The organism is Dyadobacter crusticola DSM 16708 (genome assembly GCF_000701505.1).
Classification (GTDB): domain Bacteria; phylum Bacteroidota; class Bacteroidia; order Cytophagales; family Spirosomataceae; genus Dyadobacter; species Dyadobacter crusticola.
In genome coordinates, this window is record NZ_JNJB01000008.1 from 415,975 (window position 1) to 438,754 (window position 22,780).

The window sequence follows — 22,780 nt, forward strand, 5'->3', positions numbered from 1 at the left end:
AACGAGAAAATCCCGGAATTTGGTTTCCCAAAGTTCCGCAATTTGAAGAAGAATAAAAAACCTTATTGAGGGCTACAAAAAGGCCGGACCTTACGCAGATCCGGCTTGATTTTTGGCTATTTTTTCGGACGAGCTCAGAGCTCAATACTGGTTTTTCTCAAAGAGCATAAGCATTTTTGGAGATCAATTCGTCCGCAATCCGCCTGCGCGCATCTTTCAGGTTTGACGGTTCTATTTTCGTAAATCGTTTCAATCCCATTAACATCACGTTCAGCTCGTCACTTTCGGCGAAGCTGGTAATGGCCGCTCTTCCGGCGCTGTTCACTTTTTCAACAGCCCGGTTGAGGTAAATGGCAGCGATATCCTTCTGTAATGCATTCTCTTCTTCACCCAGCAACTGAATGCTTTTTTCAACACGCAGCAGCACCGATTCGGCCACATATATCTCGATGACCATATCCGCCAGGTTCATGATGATCTCCTGCTCTTCCGATAGTTTCATCATAAACTTCTGCACGGCTGCACCTGAAACCATCAGCACTGCTTTTTTGAGGTTTTTCAAAACCTTTTTCTCTTTGGCAAAAAGCGTTTCTTCCTCTTCGGCACCAAAATCCGGAATGGACATAATTTCTTTGCCCACCGCGGCAGCCGGTCCCATTAAATCGAGCTGGCCTTTCATAGCCCGTTTCAGCAACATATCCACAACCAGAAGCCGGTTGATCTCGTTTGTTCCCTCGAAAATCCGGTTGATCCGGCTATCTCGGTAAGCGCGATCCATTGGCGCGTCTGCCGAGAAGCCCATTCCACCGTATATCTGCACACCTTCGTCTACCACAAAATCGAGTACTTCCGATCCGTGTACTTTCATAATAGCGCATTCTATTGCAAATTCTTCCAGCGCTTTCAGCTTGGCTTCTGAATCCTCCATTCCCTTCGATTGAAATGCTTCGATCAGATCGTCAATATGCTGCCCGACCCGGTACGATGCCGATTCAGTCGCATACATGCCAACTGCCATTTCTGCCAGCTTATGCTTAATTGCACCGAACTGGGCAATGGAATTACCAAATTGCTTCCGCTCGTTGGCATAATTAATAGCCTGCTCAGCCACTCTCTTCGCGCCTCCCAGGGCAGCAGCTGCAAGCTTAATACGTCCGATATTCAGGATATTAACAGCGATCTTAAAACCATTCCCGCGCTCTGAGAGCATGTTTTCAACAGGCACCAGGCAATCGTTGAAGAAAATCTGCCGGGTATCCGAGCCTTTGATTCCCATTTTATGCTCGGGCTCATTCATCGTAATACCGCCAAACGATTTCTCAATGATGAAGGCTGTGAGGTTTTTATCCGTCTGCCCGTTTTCTTCTATTTTGGCAAAAACAATGAAAACATCTGCGAAACCGCCATTCGTGATCCACATTTTTTGACCATTAATGACATAGTGCTTTTCATCGGTTGTGAGCTTAGCCTTTGTTTTGGCAGAATTTGCATCAGAGCCCGAATCCGGTTCGGTGAGACAGTAGGCTGCTTTCCATTCGCCGCTGGCCAGCTTCGGTAAATATCTTGATTTCTGCACTTCATTTCCATAATACAGGATTGGCAGGGTACCTATTCCGGTATGCGCCGAAAGTGCTACTGAGAACGAGTTACCGGCGCCGGTAGCTTCGGCTACAAGCATGGAGGTGTTGAAGTTCATTCCAAAACCACCATATTCTTCGGGGACAACCGTACCCAGTAAGCCCAGCTCACCCGCTTTGTCCATCAAACCTGATATTAAATCCGGGCTTTTTGCGTGGTCTATCTCGTCGAGTATCGGCCACACTTCCTTCGCAAGAAAGTCCCGGCAAGTATCGGCGATCATGCGCTGCTCTTCTGTAAATTCCTCAGGGATAAATATTTGAGAGGCTTGGGTTTCCTTTATCAAAAATTCGCCTCCTCTAATAGATGTTTTGTTCGCTTCTGCAACGGCCATATCAGTAGTAATTATAGAACGATGTGAAACAAAGGTATGCTTGCATACTATTGATAGTTTCAAATATAAACCATAAACAAGTTATGCGCGCATACTATCCTAAAATTTTGTGTTAAGGCTGCGTGAACTGGGTGTTCGCTATTGTTTGAAGATTCTGAATTGCTTTAAAAGCTCGCCGTTACTTAGAATCCGCACAAAGTAAATTCCCGATGAAAGGCCCGCGTCTGAGAGATCGATATAAGCAAGATTATCGGCCACCGTCACCAGACCAGGCGGCAGCGGAATGCGTTTTCCTCCAACTGTAACAATCTCATACTCCATTCCCTCGATTGACTGAATTTCGGGCAATTTGATGTTAATGATATTTTCAGTCGGATTGGGGTAAAATGCCCATTCAGCTATGTTCTTCGTGATATTAACAGAGTCACCGGCCGAAATACCGAACTGAATGGTCTGGGTAACAATCGCGGAATCCTCCTTTGCAGCGGTGACAGTAAGCGTATACCTGCCCGCGTAAGGTGCGAAACCTTTGTCATTCTCATACAGAGCATAAGGGAAAACCGCTGTTGTGGAAGTCCGTTTATAAGGCCCATCAAGTTGAAAGGTAACCCGATCGTATTCGAAGTTTCCGTAAGCATAAATATTCAGCAGCGGCGGCAGCGATTCGTGTGCCAGGACATCGTCGCCGACCAGCTTCCGGATAATGCGCTGCTCCACTTTACTTCCTCCACTTACCAGCTCAAAACGCAACTCAGGAGTCTGAACTTTCAGGATCAGCGGGATCTCGACATAAGCTCCTCCATTGTCATACGCCCTGACGATCAGCCTGTATTCGCCCTCCTCGGTAGGTGTTCCGGAAAATACATTCAATGCAAAATTGAGCCACGAAGGTCGGTTCTGGATCGAAATGGACGATATATACCCGTCTGGATCGCCAAAAATGTTAGTTGGCAAAATGTAATTAAAAGGCATGTTTACCTGCGCATACTTCACAGGAAGCGTACTGCTCGCAAACGGCGGCGCATTCAGGAACTGCGGCTCCACGACTTTGATCGTAAAGTAAGTCTCCACAAATGCATTCAGATCGTCATAAGCTTTGAAAATAATACGGTACTCGCCCAATGCGGTTGGAGTTCCGCTCAACACGCCATTTGAGAATTTCAGCCAGGAAGGCAGCTCACTTGCTTCGATCTTCGTGATTTCTCCATCGGCATCTGTAAATGTATTCTGAGGGATCGTGAAGGTAAATGCCTTATTAACAGCGACCATCTGGTTTGAGAAATTGGCATCTACGGTCGGTGGCTTGTTGGCATTTTCCCTGGTATCGACGCGGATAGTAAAGAAAGCAACCGTTGAACCACCTTCGTCGTCGGTACCTGTAACAGTAATGCGGTAGTCACCCAGCTGAGTTGGCCGGCCCGAGAGCTGCCCGTTCTGGAACCGCAGCCAGGGCGGAAGATTACTTACTTCCACTTTCACGATGGTCCCGTCGACGTCAGAAAATGTGTCAATCGGCAGCTTGTAGTTGAAATCTCTGTTCACCGGAATGATCTGCATAGGAACCGGCCTGAAAACGTATGGCATATAATTAGACGCATCCTTCCAATACTCCGGCGAAAGCAAGTCTTCTTCCAGCTTCACAGCCACGGGTTTGGGGTTACCTGCATTCGCGTAAGCACGTTTGGCCCATTCATCGAAAATCACTGCAATCGCGCCTTTCTTCTCTACCGCGGCTGACAGGCGGTAACTTACGGTTTCAGTATAATTAAAAGGTGTCACCGGCTGGCTCAGCCACTTGGATGAAGCCTGACGCAGGAAAGGCTCGGATCTGCCCATCTGTTCCGTTGTTGAAACAACGACTGCTACTACATTGGCACCGTGGGCGTAGTTTTCATCAATTTGCTTGAAATGCGCATTGTTATCCAGGTAGGAGCTTACAAACAGCTCATTAGCTGTAATAAAGTGCGCAGGCACATTGCTTTTCACAATATCTACCGACCACCTATGATCAAAAATGGGACTGTCATTGATTTTAATCCCATCCGCTTTTTCATTCAGATCTTTAAAGCCCAGTGTGCCGCGCATCACAGAAGCGGCATCGAAAACAGACCCGTAATCGGAAACAAACTTGATAGCCGGGTCGACCGATTTGATGGCCGCAATCATTTGGTCAAAATACTTTTTCATGACCTCATGCCGGTAAATATACCAGTCTTTCCCTGCCCGCTGGCGGAAGGATTCCTCGGGAGCCCAGGCGGTAAACGGCGGATACGGATCTTCGAAAGTCTTGTAGTTCATCCCCCAAAGGAAGTTCAACCGCTCAATTTTGGTATAATGTGCTTTCAGCCACGCGCGGAAACCACTTACCATTGTTTTGGAATAATCGTAAACAGCAGTATTCTCCTTTCCGCTCACAATCAGTCCACCGGGATATTCGCCTTCCTGCGTGGGGGTGTTGGTAACAGAAACATACAGGAGCTTATTATCCGTTTGTAGGTACTTATAGCGGGTAACTGTTTCCTTCACAAAGGCAAGTCCTTTATTGACAATGGCCTGGTTATCGAATCCATAAAACGTATCGAGGTAACCGCCCAGCAAAGGCTGGTCAGAATGGCTGAACTGGCTGTCTGATGGTTCCCAAAAACCTTTGATGCGGGTACTGTGGCGACCGAGATGAATGCGAAGTGCCACTTTCATACCCAGATCGGTGGCTATTTTAATTTGCTCGTCATATTTCGCCCACTTCGGAGTTTCCGTTGGTGAACTATAATAGACTTTATCCCAGGGAATGGTAATGTATACAGCATTGAGGCCATATTGGTGTGAAGACCGGATCAGGTCCGGCTCCGGGCCACGGTTATCTGCGTCGGTCAGGTTCAGCAGCATCAATGCGAGGTAACGCTGCGGGTCAGCTTCTGCAGTTTTCTGATCAGTTTGTGCTGAGAGTGGCTGCAGGAAAAAAGTCAGGCAGAGCGCCAGGTAACAAAGCTTATTGAAGAAATGAAATGCGTTCGCAGAATTGAACATGCTAAAAGTTTTTGTCAATTAATTTGATCCACTCATTGTACCCGTTTTCTACATTGAATTGACCTGCCCTTTCAATGCTTTTGGAACTGTCGGTTACGATCTCTCCATTGATTATTTTCCGCATTGCTTCAACCATTTGGCTCACACTCAAATCATTGGTTACAACACCCATACCATTCTGAACGAATTCAGACACACCTCCCGAAGGAAAAGAAACGATGGGTTTACCAAGCAACGCGGCTTCAATCATCACCAACGGAAAAGGGTCCTGCCGAGAAGTAAGGAGAAAGCCGTTTCCCGTGTTAAGGTAGTTATAATAATCTTCTTTTTGCTTACCTACCAGGTGAATTCTGGTCGCCGATCTTGAATTTCTGCATCTTTGTTCGGTATAATATACCATTCCATCATCGATTTTCGCCCCTACCCAGACCAGGTGAACGCGGGGATCGTTGAGTTGTTCGGCGATGTCGGGCAGCAAGTCAAATCCCTTCCGCTCAGAGGTCATTCCAGACAGTACCCACACAAAATCGCTTTCAGCAATTCCCAGGTTTTTTCTCAGCTCAGCAGTACGCTCTTTGCTGCTTTTGACAAGACTGCTGTCTATAAATGAGTAAAGTAACCCGATATTTTTACCACCCGAGTCTACTAATGCATCGCTGGTTGCCTTGGAGCAGCCGATAAGCAAATCGGAGTAATCGATAATGCTTTTGAAGTCGGGCCCGCTCAGGTAGGAGTAGGTCAGCGGCATTTCGTGAAAATGCGTCACCAGCTTGATTGAGAATTCCCTGGCTATCAAAACAGTTTCGGGAATCATGGTGGTATTCACATACCAGAAGTCAGCCTTAAAGTCGGTCGCCAGCTTGCGTAAATGTCTGTGAATGGGATTGGCCCCCAGGTGATAGGAGACTTTTTGAAGTATATTAAATTTGCGGGGAGCAATGAACCTCGGAATATCCTGCGGAAAATCGTTCAGCAGCTCGCCATCGGCAAAACTCACTATTCCGATGTCAAAACGGGAACGATCAATTTTTTTTAGAATGTACAACAGCATCATTTCTGATCCTGTTCGTGTTGCAAAGGGCGTGAAAAAGAGAATTCGTTTTTTGGTCTTGTTCATGAAGAGGCGGTTAAAAGGTCGATGTTTTCATAAGGTTTTATCTTATACGACCCTTTTTTCAGGAATAAGGTTGCCCAGAAATACTTTAAAAGCACACCTGTTTTTCTGACATAAATGCGCTGGGTCCGTAATTCAGTAAGAGGATTTCTTCGGCTCTTGATGTTAAATGCGATTTTCCATCCAAATACCACAGGTACCATCAATAAGTAATGTAAAATCAGCAGCACATACTGTAACGCGCCATATTGCTTCCGTACCCACAGAAAATTAGACACTTGCATCTGTGTGCTGAACCGGTTGATCCAGGAGATATTGGTCCTTCGGAAAGGGTTATTGTTTTCGAGGTGGATGAAAATGCAGTCTTTGAAATAACACAGCTTGCCCAGCTTGCCCAGTCGCCCCGACCATTCCACATCCTCGCCGTACATAAAAAAATCGTCACTAAACCCGCCTGTTTTTTCAAAACCCTCCCTCCGCAAAAAAATGAATGCACCCACAAGCCAGTCGTATTGGTCGGGGTCCTGGTATTGTGGCTCCGGATAAAGCTTGTTAATCGTCCGCTCGATAAAGCCGGCCGGGGGCACAATGAAAAAGGTTTTACGAAACTCGTTAAAGCTCTTGTAAAAAGGCATCGGAGTACCGTCGGGATAGTATTGCAAAGCGCCGCAGGCGATAATATCCTGCCGCTCGTTCATTCGTTGAAAACACCGGCCGATCACATTGTCGGTCAACAGGGTATCTGCATTCAGCAGGAGAAAATATCGACCGTTTGCAATGGACATTCCTTTGTTATTTGCGATTCCAAAGCCGGGATTAGAAGGTAAGTCGACCCAGCGGACCTCAGGAAATGTATCACGAACCAGCGACCCGCCTCCGTTTTCCGGATCATTATCTACAATGATTATCTCAAATGTAACCCCGGAAGTAAATTGATAAATTGACTTTAAACAATTGATTATGAGTTGAGGAGTGCGGTAATTAATGATGATGATGGATACATCCATGAAACAATCTGCAAGTTGGATTGGGCAAAAATAAAGAATCTCCGTGGAACATAGCCAAGCTGTCCACGGAGATCCCTAAATAAGTAGCATTTGTTATTTCCCGGCCTAATTAAGCCTTTCGAAGATCCCGGCCACTCCCTGGCCGCCACCTACACAAGCTGTTACCATCCCGTATTTCTGATTGCGGCGCTCCATTTCATTGAATAGCTGCACCGATAGCCTAGCGCCTGTCGAACCCAATGCGTGCCCCAATGCAATCGCGCCGCCATTTGGATTGACGATTTCCGGATCAATGTCAAGCTCCTGGATCACGGCCAGTGACTGCGCCGCAAATGCTTCGTTCAGCTCGATCTGCTCGATGTCCTGCAATTTCAACCCTGCCTGTTTCAATGCATTTGGAATAGCCGCCACGGGACCTATTCCCATAATTCTCGGATCGACGCCGGCCGTCGCGTAAGACAGCATTCTCGCAATCGGTTTTAGGTTTAGTCTTTTCACCATATCCTCTGACATTACCATCACGAATGCAGCTCCGTCTGAAGTCTGGGAAGAATTCCCTGCGGTAACCGACCCTCCGGCAGCAAAAACGGGTTTCAGCTTATTCAAAGCTTCCAGTGTTGTATCGGGCCGCGGACCTTCATCCTGGTTGATCACAGTCGCCCGCGTTTTCTTCTTGCCGGATGCAGCGTCGAAGTATGTTTCCTTAACCGTTACAGGTACGATCCCGTTTGCAAACCAGCCTTCTTGCTGAGCTCGCAAAGCTTTCTGATGTGATTGAAACGAAAATTCATCCTGCTTTTCGCGACTGATCTTGAAATCGCTTGCAACCTGCTCGGCTGTTAATCCCATACTCAGGTAGTAGCTCGGGTTGGTATGTGCGATTTCGTAGTTTAATGCAGTTTTCCAGCCCATGGTCGGTACCATCGACATGGATTCCGTTCCTCCTGCAATAATGCATTCGGCCATTCCGGCGTGTATCTTGGCCGACGCCATCGCGATTGCTTCCACACCAGAACCGCAGTACCTGTTGATCGTAATACCTGACACATTTTGCGGCAAGGCAAGCAGAGCCACATAGCGGCCCATTTGCATTCCCTGCTCCGCCTCAGGCACCGCATTCCCCACGATCACATCATCAACCTGGGTAGGATCAAGCTGCGGAATTTTTTCGAGTAAATGTTTGATCACCGCCGCACCCAAGTCATCGGGGCGGGTGAAACGGAAACCGCCTTTTGAAGCCTTACCAACTGCACTGCGGTATCCTGCAACAATATATGCGTCCATATGAAATTCTTAGTTCGATGAAAATGAATAATAGTATGCTGGCATACCATTGTAAAAATAAGAATTATACCTAAAACAACAAACCGCCGGAGTTTGTTTTCCGGCGGTTTGCAAATACCAAGTCTGTACTGATGGATTGTTAAAATTGAGGCGGGAAATCGCTACCCGTGAGTGGCTTCGGACGTTTGGCTATATCCGGCATTACGATCCATAAAATGATATAGAAGAAAATGGCCGGAAAAGTTACTGGGATGAAAACAGAGAGTACGAAAATCACACGTACTATGGTTACATCGGTTTGAAAGTAGTCGGCAAGTCCGGAAGCAACACCTCCAAGCATTTTGTTGGCTGTATTGCGGTATAATCTGTTATGGTTCATGGCTATGTCCTTTTATTTTGTTTTGATGTTTCAAAGGTACTGTGCATTACCCAGTAGCAGATTTCTTTCTTGACAAGCGGTGTATTAACCGGTAGAGCGGGCTTTAATCCCGGATATAAGATCAGAACTCCGATAGGAAAACGAAAGATGTTGTACAACAGAATTGTCAATGAATTACCTTTGGGATTAAAATGTTAGCGTGCTGACAATCTGACACTCCTTTACGGCAGGCTTAATTTTTTCGTTTTAGAAGAAAGTTATAAAAATATATAATCATGTTTAAAATATTCTCCAAGCTATTTGGCACAAAGTCCGAACGGGATCTGAAAGAACTGACTCCGTATGTGGATAAGGTCAATGCCGAATACGCGCTGCTGGCTTCTTTGACAAATGATGAGCTCAGGTTGCAGTCCGAAAACCTGAAACAGCATATATCTGATCAGCTCAAATCGATTGACGAGCAGATCGCTACATTGAGACAGCAGGCAAGCGACGAGCCTAATGTAGATAGTAAAGAAGCGATCTTTAAAAGAATAGATGCGCTTGAACTCGACCGAAATAAAGAACTTGAAAAAGTGCTTCTGGATATTCTTCCAAAAGCATTCGCGATTGTAAAGGAAACTGCACGCCGGTTTAAAGAAAACGACAGACTGGAAGTTACAGCTAACTTTTTCGACCGGGAAGTGGCCTCACGCAAGTCGCACATTACCATTGAAGGCGATAAAGCGTATTGGAATACAACCTGGGATGTAATCGGCCAGCCTATCAAATGGAACATGCTGCATTATGATGTTCAGCTGATTGGTGGTGTGGTTTTGCACCAGGGTAAAATCGCTGAAATGGCGACCGGTGAAGGTAAAACTTTAGTAGCAACTCTTCCTGCGTTCCTGAATGCACTTGCAGGCCAGGGTGTACATATCGTAACTGTAAACGATTACCTCGCGAAACGTGACGCTGAATGGAATGCACCTCTTTTTGAGTTCCATGGAATGCGTGTCGATTGCATTGACCGCCACCAGCCCAACACGGAAGCCAGAAGGAATGCTTATAAGGCAGACCTTACTTACGGTACCAACAATGAATTCGGCTTTGACTACTTACGTGACAATATGTCACGCACACCGGAAGAACTGGTTCAGCGCAAGCACCATTTTGCGATGGTCGATGAGGTTGACTCCGTGTTGATTGACGATGCGCGTACCCCATTGATTATCAGCGGCCCGGTTCCACGCGGCGATGAGCAGGAGTACCTGGAACTGAAACCGCGTGTTTCGAGGATCGTTGAAGCCCAGAAGAAGCTCGCGATGGAATTCCTGAACGATGCTAAAAAGAAAATCGCTGCGGGAGATAAGAAAGAAGGCGGACTTGCATTGTTCCGTGCACACCGCGGTATGCCCAAATACAAGCCACTTATTAAGTACCTCAGTGAATCGGGAATAAAAGCATTGATGCAGGAGTCGGAAGCAATATACCTGGCGGAAAACCAGAAATTGATGCCGGTAGCCGACGCGCCGCTCTATTTTACAATCGACGAGCGCCATAACAGCATTGAACTGACAGAAAAAGGTATCGACTTCCTGACGGGAGAATCAGAAGAAACCAACTTCTTTATCCTGCCTGATATCGCTGTCGATCTGGACAGAATCGAAAAAGACGCTTCCCTCAATGAGCAGGAACGCATTATCCAGAAAGAAGCATTAATCCGAGATTATTCTGTAAAAACAGCCCGTATTCACACAGTAAACCAACTTTTGAAAGCATTTACGCTTTTCGAAAAGGATGTTGAGTATGTGATTATCGACGGCAAAGTGAAGATCGTGGACGAACAAACCGGTCGTATCATGGAAGGCCGACGCTACTCGGATGGTTTGCACCAGGCAATTGAAGCAAAAGAAAGCGTGCGCGTGGAAGATGCCACGCAAACCTATGCGACCGTTACATTGCAGAACTACTTCCGTATGTACCACAAACTGGCTGGTATGACGGGTACGGCTGAAACAGAAGCAGGTGAATTCTGGGAAATCTACAAGCTGGATGTGGTTTCGATACCAACCAATGTAACAGCTGTACGGAAAGACCAGGAGGATAAAGTTTATCGCTCTGTCCGTGAAAAATATAATGCAGTTACCGATGAGATTGTGGAGCTTGTGGAAGCCGGCAGACCTGTGCTGGTAGGTACAACCTCCGTTGAAAACTCTGAGATCATCAGCCGGATGCTGACTTTGCGTAAGATCCCGCACCAGGTTTTGAACGCGAAACAACACCAGCGCGAGGCAGAAGTAGTAGCAGAAGCCGGTAAGCCGGGTACTGTTACAATCGCAACGAACATGGCCGGCCGTGGTACGGATATCAAGCTGACCCCGGAAGCAAAGAAAGCAGGTGGTTTGGCGATTATTGGTACAGAACGCCATGAAAGCCGCCGCGTGGACAGACAGCTGCGCGGTCGTTCCGGTCGCCAGGGTGACCCGGGTTCTTCTCAATTCTTTGTTTCTCTGGAAGATAACCTGATGCGCTTATTCGGTTCTGACCGGATGGCGAAGGTAATGGACCGCATGGGACTGGAAGAAGGAGAAGTGATCCAAAGCGGAATGATTACCAAGTCGATCGAGCGCGCGCAGAAAAAGGTGGAAGAAAACAACTTTGGAATGCGTAAAAGATTGCTGGAATACGATGATGTGATGAACTATCAGCGTGATGCAATCTATACCCGCCGTCGCAATGCATTATTCGGTGACCGTCTTGCAGTTGATATTGCAAACACGTTATTTGATGTATGTGACGAATTGATCAGCACTGCCGGAACTTACGCTGAGCTCGAACTGGCGTCTATTACGACGCTGGGAATGGAATTGCCATTCAGCGAGTCAGAGTACAATAGTTTTAAGCCAACTGATCGTGCGCAGAAATTGTACGATGCAGCTGAAAAGCAGTATCAGGACAAAAACAATGCAATTGCACAAAAAGCATTGCCGGTATTGCAATCTATCTACGCGGAAAGAGGCGCTACGGTTTCAGAAATAATGATTCCTTTCAGCGACGGACTTCGTCAGACCGGTGTAGTTGTTGGTTTAAAAAAATCTGTTGAGAACGAAGGAAAGGAAATTACCCGTGAAATGGAGAAAGCAATCGTGCTTTCGCTGATCGACCAGGAATGGAAAGAGCATTTGCGCGAAATGGACGATCTGAAACAATCCGTGCAGAATGCGGTTTTCGAACAGAAAGATCCTTTGCTGATCTATAAGTTTGAATCCGTTGAGCTTTTCAAACGCTTCCTGAGCAAAGTTAACTTTGATATGATCTCCTTCCTGATGAAGGCAGATATTCCGCAGGAAGAAGCGGTGCCAGCAAGTGCAGTACAGCAAACAGTACGCCGCCCAACGCCGCCACCTGCATTGCATACCAATAAAGAAGAAGAGTTTGACGTGGACGTAGAAGATCCAAGTAAATACGCCCGGACCGAATCCACCACCAAGGCGCAGCCTGTGCGTGCAGAACGCGTTGCGGACAGAAACCAGAAGGTTTCTGTTCAATACAGGGACGGACGGATTCTTCGCGACGTGAAGTTTAAAAAAGTAGAACAGGAAGTGAAAAACGGCGATTGCGTTGTAATCGAGTAGTCCATTTGAGTTCTGTTTAAAATACCAGCCCTGCCTCTCGTTTCCGAAAGGCAGGGCTTTTTGCTGCCGTTAAATCAGGATTTATACGATATTTGCAGTGTTGAAAGCATTAACGAAAACATTCTATTAGCATGAAACTCCATCGGGAAGGCTATACCATTATTTTAATCACAATTATTGTTCTGGTACTGATCAACTTAGGAATAAATTATCTTCTTCCTGATGGATACTGGATTCCGCGGCTGGTACTGATCGGCAGTATCTTCGTTTTCCTGCTGGTCGTTCAATTCTTCCGCGTTCCCAAAAGAAATGTCCATAAAAGTGATCGCCAGATCGTAGCGCCTTGCGACGGAAAAGTGGTGGTAATCGAAGAAGTTGTTGAAACAGAATACTTCAACGGCCCGAGGAGACAGATCAGCATTTTCATGTCACCTCTTAACGTTCATATCAACTGGAACCCGGTCAGCGGGATTATCCAATACTTCAAATATCACGCAGGACTGTACCTGGTTGCCTGGCATCCGAAATCAAGTACCGACAACGAACGCACCACGGTGGTGATCAGGACTGTTGAAGGAATTGACGTTTTGTTCCGTCAGATCGCAGGTGCAGCAGCGCGCCGCATTCGCTGGTACATCAAAGAAGGCGATAAAGTAGAACAAAGCACGGAAATGGGTTTTATCAAGTTCGGCTCCCGCGTAGATATATTTGTCCCGCTTGACGCGGAGATCAAAGTGAAGCTGCAGGACAAAACAGTAGGAAGCGTAACTGTGCTCGCTGAATTAAAATAAGCGCCAGCTCAATATTTGTTCAAAAAACTGAGGAACTGCTCCCGGATAAACCACCGCCATAAACAGCATTCCAAAGATAGCTCCGTACATATGGGCGCTGTGATTCACATAACTCCTACCACGCTTGCCTTCATAAAAGGAATAACCAAGAAACAGGAGGCCAAATATGAAACCCGGCATACAAATGAAGAAATAAAGGCAGATCTGCATGAGCGGCGAAAAAAGTATTGCAGCGAAAAGCACAGCTGAAACCCCACCAGAAGCGCCAAGGGAGTTGTATTTGGAGTTATTCCGATGTTTTAGAAAAGTCGGGATATCGGAAACAATAATACCTACCAGATAAAGAAAAAGAAAATACAAAGTCCCGCTCGGCCCGAAGAGCATTGCGAATAATCTTTCGATCCCATCCCCTACAAACCACAAACTGAGCATATTAAATATCAGGTGACCAAAATCTGCGTGGACAAAGCCGGAGGTAAGGAACCTGTAATATTCATTTTTTTGCCTGACCCGGTACGGATTCAGGATCATTTTGTCCATTAAACTGTAATTATTGAGCGCGTAGTAGCTGATACCCGAGGTAATAATTACAAGTATGAGGGTTATTGACATAATTCAGTGAGTTAGTAAGCTATTATTTTTCACGTTCAACCAGCTGCTGGACGAATTGCAGTAGCGATTTTTTCCGGGTTTCTTCCACATTCAAGCTCCGAAGGTTGGCCAGGCCTTTTTCAAAATAAGTATTGATCTTCTCCTCGGTAAACCTGCGGATATCCAGCGACTCATAAATGGCTTTTACCGCACTCACCTTCGCTTCGGGATCGAACTGCTCGGCGGAAATCCATTGGTCGAGCTCTGCTTTGATTGACCCTGTCGCTTTTGACAAAGCTTCTATGAGTAAGAACGTCTTTTTGTTTGCGATAATGTCGCCGCCTACCTGCTTCCCGAACTTGGAAGGATCTCCATAAACATCAAGCAAATCGTCTTTCAGTTGAAAGCCAATTCCCATATTTTCTCCGGCCGAGTACAGCAGCTTCACCGACTGTTCATCAGCCCCGCCGATTATCCCGCCTAATTCCAAGGCAAAACCCAGCAGAACCGAAGTTTTGAGCCGGATCATTTCAAGATACTCTTCCTCCGTCACATTCCAGCGTGTTTCGAAATTCATATCCAGTTGCTGTCCTTCACATACTTCAGAAGCTGTTTGATTAAAGCGCGCCAGCACAATCCTCAGATGCTCTTTCGGAATATCAAGCAACAGATCGTACGCCCGGATCAACATTACGTCGCCAGATAATATAGCTGTATTTGCATTCCACTTTTCGTGCACGGTTGGCTTGCCGCGGCGCAGCGGCGCGCGGTCCATAATGTCGTCGTGCATTAAAGTAAAATTGTGAAATACCTCCACCGCCATAGCCGGCTTGATCGAATGCTCCACATCTTCAGAGTAGATCGCCGAGGCCAGCAGCGTCAGTAAAGGCCGGAAGCGCTTTCCATGCAGCGACATAATGTAGCTGATCGGCTCGTAAAGCTCCACAGGGCCTACGCCATAAGTATGCTTTTCAAATTCAGACTGAAGCTTTTGAAGTAGTTGGTCGGGGTTAAGCATTGAATGCAGAAATCGCCTGAAAAAGCCAGGGCGCAATGTTTGTTATGAACGTTTTTATCAATCCGGAGACTTATGCAAAGTAGCGGATTTTCCTTGTCTTGCCGACAGAATTCGAGGATAAATTCGCTTTTTGCCATTGTGGCGCTATTCTGCAACATTATCATAACTTTAAGATTCAATCTCACTTTTACTTAAAAATGCCATTTCATCAGTACTTCAACGGCGATATACTAGCTATAAACGAGCCCGTTTTCCAGACGAACGATCTTGGATTGCTCCGTGGCTACGGACTTTTTGACTATTCCAGGACTTATAATGGTGTACCATTCCGGTGGGACGATTACTGGCAGCGATTTGAAAATTCAGCAAGACTGCTCAAACTGACCCTACCGGTTACCCAGCAGGAAACAGAGAAAATCCTCGCAGATTTATACGCAATGTCGGGCGAACAGGAAGTAGCATTCCGCTTTGTACTTACCGGAGGCTATGCGCCAGACAGTGTGCATGTAGTACAGCCCAACATGCTGATACGCACAGAAGCTTTGCCCCAGGATAATCCGGCGGGCAGGTTGAAAGGCATTAAAGTGATCCCGTACGAGTACGTCCGCGATTTACCCGAAATCAAAACCACTAACTACGTGCACATGGTTTTGATGGCCGACGAACTGAAAAGGCAGCAAGCCGCTGACCTGCTTTTCTACAAAGATGGTGAAGTGAGTGAGTTGACGCGCAGTAATATTTTTATTTTCCGAGGCTCAAAGCTTATTACTTCCAACAGAAACATCCTGAATGGAATTACCCGAAAAGTTATCCTGGAAATTGCCAAACCACATTTCGAAATTGAAGTACGACCAGTTTCGTATCAGGAGGTAATCACTGCTGATGAGGTATTTACAACCAGTACGACAAAGTGGGTTATGCCCGTTGTGCAAATCGGAGAGCAGCCCATAGGCGACGGAACTGCCGGCAAGCAGACGCTTTTTTTACAGGGACTTTTCGAAAAGCTGGTTTTGAACTGGGGCAAATAAAAAAGGTGACTTCCCGCGGGAAGCCACCTTGCATTCGCAACAAGTCAACTTAGTTAGGCGCATTCGGTGACTCTTTGTTCACGATCGGCCACACGCCCGGACGAGGTACACTTACGCCTTTCGTCATGCCTTTTGTCATGGCATCTGCCCCGAAATAGTACAGCGGCCAGCCTTTGTAGGTCAATTGCTTTTTACCAAAAACAGTGATTGTACCAAACTGTGTCTTATCCAATGCAGACGGAATTTCGTCAATGCTGGATACTTCATAGATCGGCCAGGTAGCATCGTGCGTCGGGTCATTGTTCGTGAAGTTGTTGTTCATCGACGAATCCCGCGCAAATGCATACAATGTGCGACCGAGACTATCTACCAGGAATTGCGTTTCGGCCGTACCCTCGGTATAATCGGCTTTATAGGATTTCCCGTCGTTTCCTACCAGCTGCGCATTGGAGAGCATAACAGTGTATTTGGTTTTAGCCACATACCAGGCATTGTTAACACCTTCTCCCTTTACCTCGCCCGGCGCTGCGTCGTTGGCGAAATAGTAAAGCGGCCAGCCTTTGTAAGTAGTCTGCGTAGCGCCGTCAGTGCGGGTAATGTTGGCGAAATCAGAAGCTTTCAAACCAGCATCCAGTTTCAATGAAGCAGGGTTAGCGACTGAAAAAACCGGCCAGGCAGCGAGGCAGGGACCAGTACAAACTGAGGTATTGCCCGCATCTTTGGTAAAAAAGTAAAGGGTTTTGCCATTCTTGTCAGTCAGAACCTTGCCAAGCGAGCTGGTTTCTTTCAGCATGATGTCATTTGGCGTTACCGGAGTTTCGCTGTCATCGTCGGAGCAGGAGACTGTCACTGCCAGCAAAGCTCCCAGTATGAACAGCATTCGCGTGATTGAAAAGATTTTCATCGGAATTAAATTATTGTTAGAGATGAATTGATTTGTCCCGAATACGGTCAAAATCTCCCGATGGTTGCGTAGCTTCTTTTTGCCAAATGCAGCTGCTCACTAATAAAAAAGGCGCAGCCAGATAGCCGCGCCTTCATTCATCTTCAATAAAACTTAACTCCAACCCTGTGCAGTCAGCGGAATGCGGCTGTCGGATTTAGTATGTATGGAAACACCTTCGCTCTTGTCCGCAATGTACCCGACGAATGTGATCTTCGGGTTGTTTTTAATCAGTTCATAAGCAGATTGGGACACTGTAAACAACAGTTCATAATCCTCACCTCCATTCAATGCGGCTGTTACCGGGCTCAGGTTCAATTCCGAAGCCGCCAGAAACGTTTGCTCATCAATAGGAAGCCGCTCTTCAAATACCACCGCTCCTACACCCGATTGCGCGCAGATATGCAGCAGGTCGGAAGCCAGTCCGTCCGAAACATCTATCATGGAAGTAGGTATGACCCCGGCTTCTTCGAGCTCGTAAATCACGTCCATTCTGGCTTCGGGCCGCAGTTGGCGCTGAATTACGTAGTCTTTACCGTCCAGCTCAGGCTGCATTTCAGGATTGGCAAGAAAAACCTGCTTTTCGCGTTCCAGCAGCTGCAATCCCAGGTAAGCACCGCCCAGATCGCCCGTTACGCACAGCAAATCATTCGGTTTGGCAGTATTCCGGTATACGATCTTATCCTTTTTTACCTTGCCAAAAACACTAACTGAGATAAGCAATCCTGAGCGCGAAGAAGAAGTATCTCCGCCTACAAGGTCTACATTGAAATCCTTGCATGCTGTTTTAATGCCCGCATAAAGCTCATCGACAGCCTCTACAGAAAAGCGGTTGCTGATTGCAATACTCACTGTCACCTGGCGGGGTATCCCGTTCATTGCAGCAATGTCCGACACATTTGTCGCGATTGCCTTGTAACCTAAGTGTTTAAGCGGAAAAAAAGTAAGGTCGAAGTGCACACCTTCCAACAAGAGATCGGTACTAAGCAAACCGTATTCTTCGCCTAAATCAATTACAGCTGCATCGTCGCCAATGCCGCGTACAGTATCCGGCAACACCGTTGCCACTCCTTTATTTATTCTCTGAATCAGCCCGAATTCACCCAGGCTGCTGATTTCTGTTCTGCTTTCCATACTGTAAAATTAGACAAAAAAAGCGAAGCCGGTTCTGGTGAGGACCGGCTTCGCTGTGGTATCTTCTATTAATTATATGCTGTTGACTAGGGATTCGTCAATGTATATTCGTTGATCGTGCCTCCTGTTTTCGAGCTGCCTTTCAAACGCGTCAGCACGAGCTTTGAATCTTCCAGTGTATTGATCGTAAATTCGATCGTTCCGCCGGTTCCGGTAGGCTGTGGTACCAGGTCTTTCAGGATCAATTTGGTATCTCCTTCGAGGGCCCAGTTTCCGTTGAAAGTGACTCCATCGTAGTCGGTCAGTGTAGCGGTCATTGCTCCTGACGCATTGGTCAAAGTCAATCTGAAACCTGAATATCCCGGAACTGAATTATTGGAACCTCCTCTCGTGTAGGCCACTGCACTTCCGTGTTTCACCGATTCGGCAGTCCACGCTTTCGCAATTCTTTCAGATGCCGGCTTTACTTTCTCCTTACATCCTGCATTTATCAAAGTGACGATCAGAGCGATACACCAAATCAGAGAGTAACTTTTTTTCATATTTGTATTTCCTAAATTTCTTAACACAACGCCAAGTTCCTACTTTTTAGTCTTATTATCAAAATATTCAGTGAAGATCATTTTAATTTTTACCCACTGGCTCCGATCGCTAAATTGCACGGTCAAATCATATTTTATGAAAGAATATACGCACGCGCAACTTGCACTCAGAAACGGGCAGGACAGAGAGGAAATCTGGTGTGCGTACAAAGGGATCATATATGATGTAACCTCCTCCCGTCTGTGGCGCAACGGGCACCATTATGAGCATTGGGCCGGGCAGGACCTGACCAAAGAGCTGGGTGACGCGCCGCATACCGATCGCGTTTTCGAGCGTTTTAATGTAATTGGCCGCCTGCAGTCGAAAAACTAGTCAAATCCAATGCAAACCTATTTAATAGCAGATAGCGGATCCACCAAAACCGACTGGGTAATTACACGCGAAGGTGTGCAGCTTGCCGCATTTCAATCTGCCGGTATCAATCCATTTTACCAAACAGCCGAGCAGATCATTCCTGTTCTGAATGAGCAGGTTATTCCTAATTTTACGGCACAAGTTGACCGCATTTTCTTCTACGGAGCGGGCTGCGCGGATGAGAAAACGAGCCGGCCTGTTCTAGATGCATTGTCGCATTGCATTCCTGCTGCTGCACAAATTGAAATCGCATCGGATATGCTCGGCGCAGCGCGTGGCCTGTGCGGGCGGGAACCCGGATTGGCTTGTATCCTGGGTACAGGTGCAAATAATGCATTTTACGACGGTGAGAAAATCGTGCATTCCATTGGTTCGCTGGGTTTTTGGCTCGGAGATGAAGGCAGCGGCTCTTACCTGGGGAAAACACTGGTCGTGCAATTCCTGCAAAATGAGCTTCCCGCCGCATTGCATGAAGATTTTGCAGTTACTTACCCGGAAATTAACAGGTTATATGTTTTGGACAATGCTTACAAAAAACCTTATCCAAACCGGTTCTTCGCAGGCTTTTCACAATTTATCTCCGCACATATCGCAGACAGCCACATGCAGCATCTGGTAAATGAAGCATTTTCTCTTTTTACCGAAAAATACATCCTGAAACATCCCAACGCGGCTGATTACCCCGTCCATTTTACAGGCTCCGTTGCATTCTATTATCAGGCAATCCTTCAAGAAGTACTTGCTTCCAAAGGCCTGCAATGCGGGCGCATCCTGAGGACCCCACTCGACGGGCTGGTTCTATACTATTCGTGAGGCAGTCAAAGCGTTAATGAATGTTAAACCCGCACGTCCGGTACGCTTATAAAGTTATAGCTAAGGCCAATTCCTTTTATTGGCCTTAAATTTGCTATTATCATTGTGCTATGTCGAGACGAACCATTCAATCACTCACCGTTTTTTCTGCGCTCCTGATTATAGGCGTGGTAATCACGCAGATTTTTTGGGTAAAACAGGCGCTCGATCTCCGGCACAGGCAGTTTAACCAGAATGCGCACGTTGCTTTACAGGATGTGGCTGCCAAGCTGGCCAAAGTCAATGGGGTAATGCAAACCAGCAACCCGGTTGAGCAGCTTTCGCCCGAGTATTTTCTCGTTAATACCAATTCCACCACGCAGCCGGACCTGCTGGAAGTTTTTATCAAGGATAGTTTTCAAAAACATAATCTCATCGCAGATTTTGAAGTGGGCATTTACGATTGTACCACCAACAGAATGCGGTATGGCATGTCGCTGAGCACTAAAACCAATGCGAAACTTCCTGCCACAACTGCCAATTTTATCAAAACAGATAAGTATCCCTACTATTTCGGGGTCCGTTTTCCGGAGCAGGAAACCTACTTTGCAGGCAGCATCAACCGCGCCATCTGGTCGTCGGTGCTGGTGCTGGTGGCAGTTTCGCTTTTCGCGTATGCATTATTTGTGATTTTGAGACAAAAGCAGCTGTCGGAAGTGCAGCGCGATTTTGTCAATAACATGACCCACGAATTGCAGACGCCGATTTCAACAATCCGCATTGCTGCCGATGTGCTTAATTCCGACCATATTATCACGCAGCCGCAACGGCACAAAAGGTATGTTCAGATCGTGCAGGACGAGATCCTGCGTTTGCAGGGACAGGTAGAAATGGTCCTTTCAATGGCGAAAGCTGAACGTAACGTACTGACTTTGCAGAAGGAAACAGTTCACGTAAACGAAATGATTCAGTCCATTCTGCTTCCATTTGAAGGAAAGGTGAAGTTTCAGGACCAAACGGAAAATAACGTGATTGAAACCGACCCATTTCACTTCCGTTGCATGATCAACAACCTGATTGATAATGCATTGAAATATTCAGACGATGATCCCGAAGTGAATGTGGCAACTTATAATCAAGGTAAATGTCTGATCATCGAAGTCCGCGACCAAGGTATCGGCATTGCGCCGGAGTATCAGAAAAAGATTTTCAACCAGTTTTTCCGCATTCCCTACGGCGATGTACATAATGTAAAAGGCTTCGGAATAGGGCTGAGCTATGTGAAACAAATTGTGCGGGCGCACCGTTGGAAGCTCGAACTGGAAAGTACATTAGGCAAGGGAAGCACGTTTAAAATCTCAATTCCCCAGAAACAACACGCATGAAAAAACGAATCCTGTACGCAGAAGACGATCCAAACCTGGCATTCGCGACCAAAGACAATCTGGAAGAATATGATTATGAGGTGATTCACGCCTCCGACGGCGCAGAGGCGCTCGACTTCTTTGGCAAAGAACATTTCGATATCTGCGTGCTGGATATTATGCTTCCCAAAATGGACGGTTTTACGCTGGCCGAAAAAATCAGGGCTGCTGACAGCCAGGTTCCCATTCTTTTCCTCTCGGCCCGCTCATTGCAGGAAGACAAGATCAAAGGTTTGCGGCTCGGCGCCGACGATTATGTTACCAAACCTTTCAGTATCGAGGAATTGAAGCTGCGGATCGACGTTTTTTTACGCCGCAGCAAATCGGAACAACCTGCGCCTGTAAAGTCGAATTCCAGCAAGGTTGGACAATACGCATTTGATTTTCAAAAGCTTACATTGAACCTGAACGGAGCTAGTCAAAATCTTACATTCCGGGAAGCAGAGGTTTTGAAGTACCTGGCCGAGCGCCCGGACCAGGTAATCCGCCGGGACGAACTTTTGAAGGCGATCTGGGGAGACGATGATTATTTCATGGGGCGAAGCCTCGATGTTTTTATATCAAGATTGAGAAAATACCTGTCTGCTGACCCGGAAATCCGCATTGACAATGTCCACGGAGTTGGGTTCAGAATGCGTTGGTAATATGATTTTTAAAAAATTTCTATCACTCACATTTGTTCAGAATAAATTAATTACACATCTTTGCACCCTCATTTGGAAAAATTGCAAGGTTATGGCTAAGGTTTGTCAAATTACAGGTAAAAGAACTCGCGTTGGAAATAACGTTTCTCACGCTAACAATAAAACAAAGCGCAAATTCTTCCCGAATTTGCAGAAGAAACGTTTCTTCCTTCCTTCATCAGGAGAGTGGGTTACGTTGAAAGTAGCAACATCAGCTCTTCGTACCATCAATAAAAACGGTATCGAAGCAACTATACAGAAAGCATACGACAAAGGAACACTTACGTTCTAAGGATTTTACGAATTTATTTTTAAAGGACTTCTTTTTATCGGGAAGTCCTTTTTTCGTGCACTTACCTTAATACATTAAATTGTCTGCATGACCGGCTCCGGAAAGATATTCCTGTTACTAGGCTCTAATCTGGGCGACCGTGCCGCTATCTTGAAGCAGGCCAGAGAAATGATCGCGGAAATCGCGCCGATCATTTCCGAATCCTCTATTTACGAAACCGAGCCTTGGGGAATCACCGATCAGCCTGCATTCCTGAATCAGGTCATTGAAGTGAGATCCGCTGAGGAACCAGAGCTGCTTCTCACTCATTTACTGCAGATCGAGCAGGAACTCGGTCGTGTCCGGAAAGTAAGGTGGGGCGCGCGGCTGATCGATATTGATATGCTGTACTACGGCGACACAATCCTTGAAAACACCACACTCACTTTGCCACATCCCCGCATTAAAGAACGTAGGTTTACATTAGTCCCACTCTCAGAGATAGCAGCCGATTTTTTGGACCCGAAATTAAAAAAGCCGGTTAGCCAGTTACTCGGAGAATGTACCGACCCAAGTCAAGCATCAAGATATTCTTGAAATAATTATATCAAAAGAATGTGCTTTGGTTTTCCTGCATTGACCATTGACTCCATTTTTTAGTCAGTTCATCACTTTTTTCTATCAACATACCGCCTTTAAACCTTGTTTTGTTGCCGGTAAGCTCAATGAATACAACATTTATCCTTTT

At 46.4% G+C, this 22,780-nt stretch carries 20 protein-coding genes; 9 read left to right on the forward strand and 11 right to left on the reverse strand.

Going from position 1 to position 22,780, the window contains the following annotated elements; genetic code table 11:
* Positions 1–157: 157 nt before the first annotated feature.
* The 6 genes from Q369_RS0114495 to Q369_RS0114520 form a co-directional block, all read right to left on the reverse strand.
* Positions 158–1,972, reverse strand: coding sequence for an acyl-CoA dehydrogenase FadE (locus tag Q369_RS0114495; RefSeq protein ID WP_031528519.1), 1,815 nt, complete (start codon positions 1,970–1,972; stop codon positions 158–160).
* 138 nt (positions 1,973–2,110) lie between these two features.
* Entirely contained in the window at positions 2,111–4,999 is a 2,889-nt protein-coding gene (locus Q369_RS0114500; protein ID WP_084165749.1) for a putative Ig domain-containing protein, read from the reverse strand.
* A 1-nt stretch (position 5,000) separates the two neighbouring features.
* Entirely contained in the window at positions 5,001–6,116 is a 1,116-nt protein-coding gene (locus Q369_RS0114505; RefSeq protein WP_031528521.1) for a glycosyltransferase, read from the reverse strand.
* Positions 6,113–7,120, reverse strand: a complete 1,008-nt coding sequence (locus Q369_RS0114510) for a glycosyltransferase family 2 protein (protein WP_031528522.1) — start codon at positions 7,118–7,120, stop codon at positions 6,113–6,115. The genes Q369_RS0114505 and Q369_RS0114510 overlap by 4 nt, the downstream gene beginning before the upstream one ends.
* Before the next feature lie 105 nt (positions 7,121–7,225).
* Complete coding sequence (locus Q369_RS0114515) at positions 7,226–8,404, reverse strand: acetyl-CoA C-acyltransferase (RefSeq protein ID WP_031528523.1); 1,179 nt, start codon at positions 8,402–8,404, stop codon at positions 7,226–7,228.
* Between the two features lie 139 nt (positions 8,405–8,543).
* Entirely contained in the window at positions 8,544–8,783 is a 240-nt protein-coding gene (locus Q369_RS0114520) for a PspC domain-containing protein (protein ID WP_031528524.1), read from the reverse strand.
* 275 nt (positions 8,784–9,058) lie between these two features.
* Here Q369_RS0114520 and secA point away from each other — a divergent pair, with 275 nt between their 5' ends.
* Together secA and Q369_RS0114530 are read left to right on the forward strand one after the other, a co-directional pair.
* Complete coding sequence (gene secA, locus Q369_RS0114525; protein ID WP_031528525.1) at positions 9,059–12,400, forward strand: preprotein translocase subunit SecA; 3,342 nt, start codon at positions 9,059–9,061, stop codon at positions 12,398–12,400.
* A 131-nt stretch (positions 12,401–12,531) separates the two neighbouring features.
* Positions 12,532–13,191: a phosphatidylserine decarboxylase family protein gene (locus tag Q369_RS0114530; protein ID WP_031528526.1), complete on the forward strand. Its 660-nt coding sequence runs from the start codon at positions 12,532–12,534 to the stop codon at positions 13,189–13,191.
* Here the strand turns inward: Q369_RS0114530 and Q369_RS0114535 are convergent.
* Positions 13,183–13,803, reverse strand: coding sequence for a rhomboid family intramembrane serine protease (locus Q369_RS0114535; protein ID WP_031528527.1), 621 nt, complete (start codon positions 13,801–13,803; stop codon positions 13,183–13,185). The two genes, Q369_RS0114530 and Q369_RS0114535, sit on opposite strands and share 9 nt — an antisense overlap.
* Before the next feature lie 22 nt (positions 13,804–13,825).
* Positions 13,826–14,800 carry a polyprenyl synthetase family protein gene (locus Q369_RS0114540; protein ID WP_031528528.1) on the reverse strand — a complete coding sequence of 325 codons (975 nt, stop codon included), beginning with the start codon at positions 14,798–14,800 and terminating at the stop codon, positions 13,826–13,828.
* 197 nt (positions 14,801–14,997) lie between these two features.
* Between Q369_RS0114540 and Q369_RS0114545 the strand changes: the two genes are divergently transcribed.
* Positions 14,998–15,828: an aminotransferase class IV gene (locus tag Q369_RS0114545; RefSeq protein ID WP_031528529.1), complete on the forward strand. Its 831-nt coding sequence runs from the start codon at positions 14,998–15,000 to the stop codon at positions 15,826–15,828.
* Positions 15,829–15,877: 49 nt separating this feature from the next.
* Here the strand turns inward: Q369_RS0114545 and Q369_RS0114550 are convergent, their stop codons facing one another.
* The 3 genes from Q369_RS0114550 to Q369_RS0114560 all read right to left on the reverse strand — a co-directional run bounded on the left by Q369_RS0114550 (position 15,878) and on the right by Q369_RS0114560 (position 18,447).
* On the reverse strand, positions 15,878–16,732 hold the full coding sequence (locus Q369_RS0114550; protein WP_031528530.1) for a hypothetical protein: 855 nt from the start codon (positions 16,730–16,732) through the stop codon (positions 15,878–15,880).
* Positions 16,733–16,885: 153 nt separating this feature from the next.
* Positions 16,886–17,905, reverse strand: coding sequence for a thiamine-phosphate kinase (thiL, locus tag Q369_RS0114555; protein WP_031528531.1), 1,020 nt, complete (start codon positions 17,903–17,905; stop codon positions 16,886–16,888).
* 86 nt (positions 17,906–17,991) lie between these two features.
* The gene (locus Q369_RS0114560; RefSeq protein ID WP_031528532.1) at positions 17,992–18,447 is read right to left on the reverse strand and encodes a hypothetical protein; all 456 of its coding nucleotides are present in this window, start codon (positions 18,445–18,447) and stop codon (positions 17,992–17,994) included.
* Between the two features lie 136 nt (positions 18,448–18,583).
* Between Q369_RS0114560 and Q369_RS0114565 the strand changes: the two genes are divergently transcribed.
* From Q369_RS0114565 to folK, 6 genes are all read left to right on the forward strand, one after another.
* On the forward strand, positions 18,584–18,820 hold the full coding sequence (locus tag Q369_RS0114565) for a cytochrome b5 domain-containing protein (RefSeq protein ID WP_031528533.1): 237 nt from the start codon (positions 18,584–18,586) through the stop codon (positions 18,818–18,820).
* A 9-nt stretch (positions 18,821–18,829) separates the two neighbouring features.
* The gene (locus Q369_RS0114570) at positions 18,830–19,675 is read left to right on the forward strand and encodes an N-acetylglucosamine kinase (RefSeq protein ID WP_031528534.1); all 846 of its coding nucleotides are present in this window, start codon (positions 18,830–18,832) and stop codon (positions 19,673–19,675) included.
* Positions 19,676–19,785: 110 nt separating this feature from the next.
* On the forward strand, positions 19,786–21,039 hold the full coding sequence (locus Q369_RS0114575) for a sensor histidine kinase (RefSeq protein WP_031528535.1): 1,254 nt from the start codon (positions 19,786–19,788) through the stop codon (positions 21,037–21,039).
* Positions 21,036–21,722 (forward strand): response regulator transcription factor, encoded by a 687-nt coding sequence (locus Q369_RS0114580; protein ID WP_031528536.1) that lies wholly within the window; start codon positions 21,036–21,038, stop codon positions 21,720–21,722. The genes Q369_RS0114575 and Q369_RS0114580 overlap by 4 nt, the downstream gene beginning before the upstream one ends.
* A 91-nt stretch (positions 21,723–21,813) precedes the next feature.
* Positions 21,814–22,053, forward strand: a complete 240-nt coding sequence (gene rpmB, locus Q369_RS0114585; protein ID WP_031528537.1) for a 50S ribosomal protein L28 — start codon at positions 21,814–21,816, stop codon at positions 22,051–22,053.
* An 87-nt stretch (positions 22,054–22,140) separates the two neighbouring features.
* A complete protein-coding gene (gene folK, locus Q369_RS0114590) occupies positions 22,141–22,629 on the forward strand; it encodes a 2-amino-4-hydroxy-6-hydroxymethyldihydropteridine diphosphokinase (protein WP_031528538.1) in 489 nt (162 codons plus the stop codon).
* Positions 22,630–22,780 lie beyond the last annotated feature (151 nt).

Coding starts and splice junctions, on each gene's coding strand:
- Q369_RS0114515 (WP_031528523.1), bottom strand. CDS start 8,404: ATGGACGCATATATTGTTGCAGGATACCGCAGTGCAGTTGGTAAGGCT.
- Q369_RS0114565 (WP_031528533.1), top strand. CDS start 18,584: ATGAAAGAATATACGCACGCGCAACTTGCACTCAGAAACGGGCAGGAC.
- Q369_RS0114540 (WP_031528528.1), bottom strand. CDS start 14,800: ATGCTTAACCCCGACCAACTACTTCAAAAGCTTCAGTCTGAATTTGAA.
- Q369_RS0114530 (WP_031528526.1), top strand. CDS start 12,532: ATGAAACTCCATCGGGAAGGCTATACCATTATTTTAATCACAATTATT.
- Q369_RS0114535 (WP_031528527.1), bottom strand. CDS start 13,803: ATGTCAATAACCCTCATACTTGTAATTATTACCTCGGGTATCAGCTAC.
- folK (WP_031528538.1), top strand. CDS start 22,141: ATGACCGGCTCCGGAAAGATATTCCTGTTACTAGGCTCTAATCTGGGC.
- Q369_RS0114570 (WP_031528534.1), top strand. CDS start 18,830: ATGCAAACCTATTTAATAGCAGATAGCGGATCCACCAAAACCGACTGG.
- Q369_RS0114580 (WP_031528536.1), top strand. CDS start 21,036: ATGAAAAAACGAATCCTGTACGCAGAAGACGATCCAAACCTGGCATTC.
- rpmB (WP_031528537.1), top strand. CDS start 21,814: ATGGCTAAGGTTTGTCAAATTACAGGTAAAAGAACTCGCGTTGGAAAT.
- Q369_RS0114550 (WP_031528530.1), bottom strand. CDS start 16,732: ATGAAAATCTTTTCAATCACGCGAATGCTGTTCATACTGGGAGCTTTG.
- Q369_RS0114560 (WP_031528532.1), bottom strand. CDS start 18,447: ATGAAAAAAAGTTACTCTCTGATTTGGTGTATCGCTCTGATCGTCACT.
- secA (WP_031528525.1), top strand. CDS start 9,059: ATGTTTAAAATATTCTCCAAGCTATTTGGCACAAAGTCCGAACGGGAT.
- thiL (WP_031528531.1), bottom strand. CDS start 17,905: ATGGAAAGCAGAACAGAAATCAGCAGCCTGGGTGAATTCGGGCTGATT.
- Q369_RS0114575 (WP_031528535.1), top strand. CDS start 19,786: ATGTCGAGACGAACCATTCAATCACTCACCGTTTTTTCTGCGCTCCTG.
- Q369_RS0114520 (WP_031528524.1), bottom strand. CDS start 8,783: ATGAACCATAACAGATTATACCGCAATACAGCCAACAAAATGCTTGGA.
- Q369_RS0114500 (WP_084165749.1), bottom strand. CDS start 4,999: ATGTTCAATTCTGCGAACGCATTTCATTTCTTCAATAAGCTTTGTTAC.
- Q369_RS0114495 (WP_031528519.1), bottom strand. CDS start 1,972: ATGGCCGTTGCAGAAGCGAACAAAACATCTATTAGAGGAGGCGAATTT.
- Q369_RS0114545 (WP_031528529.1), top strand. CDS start 14,998: ATGCCATTTCATCAGTACTTCAACGGCGATATACTAGCTATAAACGAG.
- Q369_RS0114510 (WP_031528522.1), bottom strand. CDS start 7,120: ATGGATGTATCCATCATCATCATTAATTACCGCACTCCTCAACTCATA.
- Q369_RS0114505 (WP_031528521.1), bottom strand. CDS start 6,116: ATGAACAAGACCAAAAAACGAATTCTCTTTTTCACGCCCTTTGCAACA.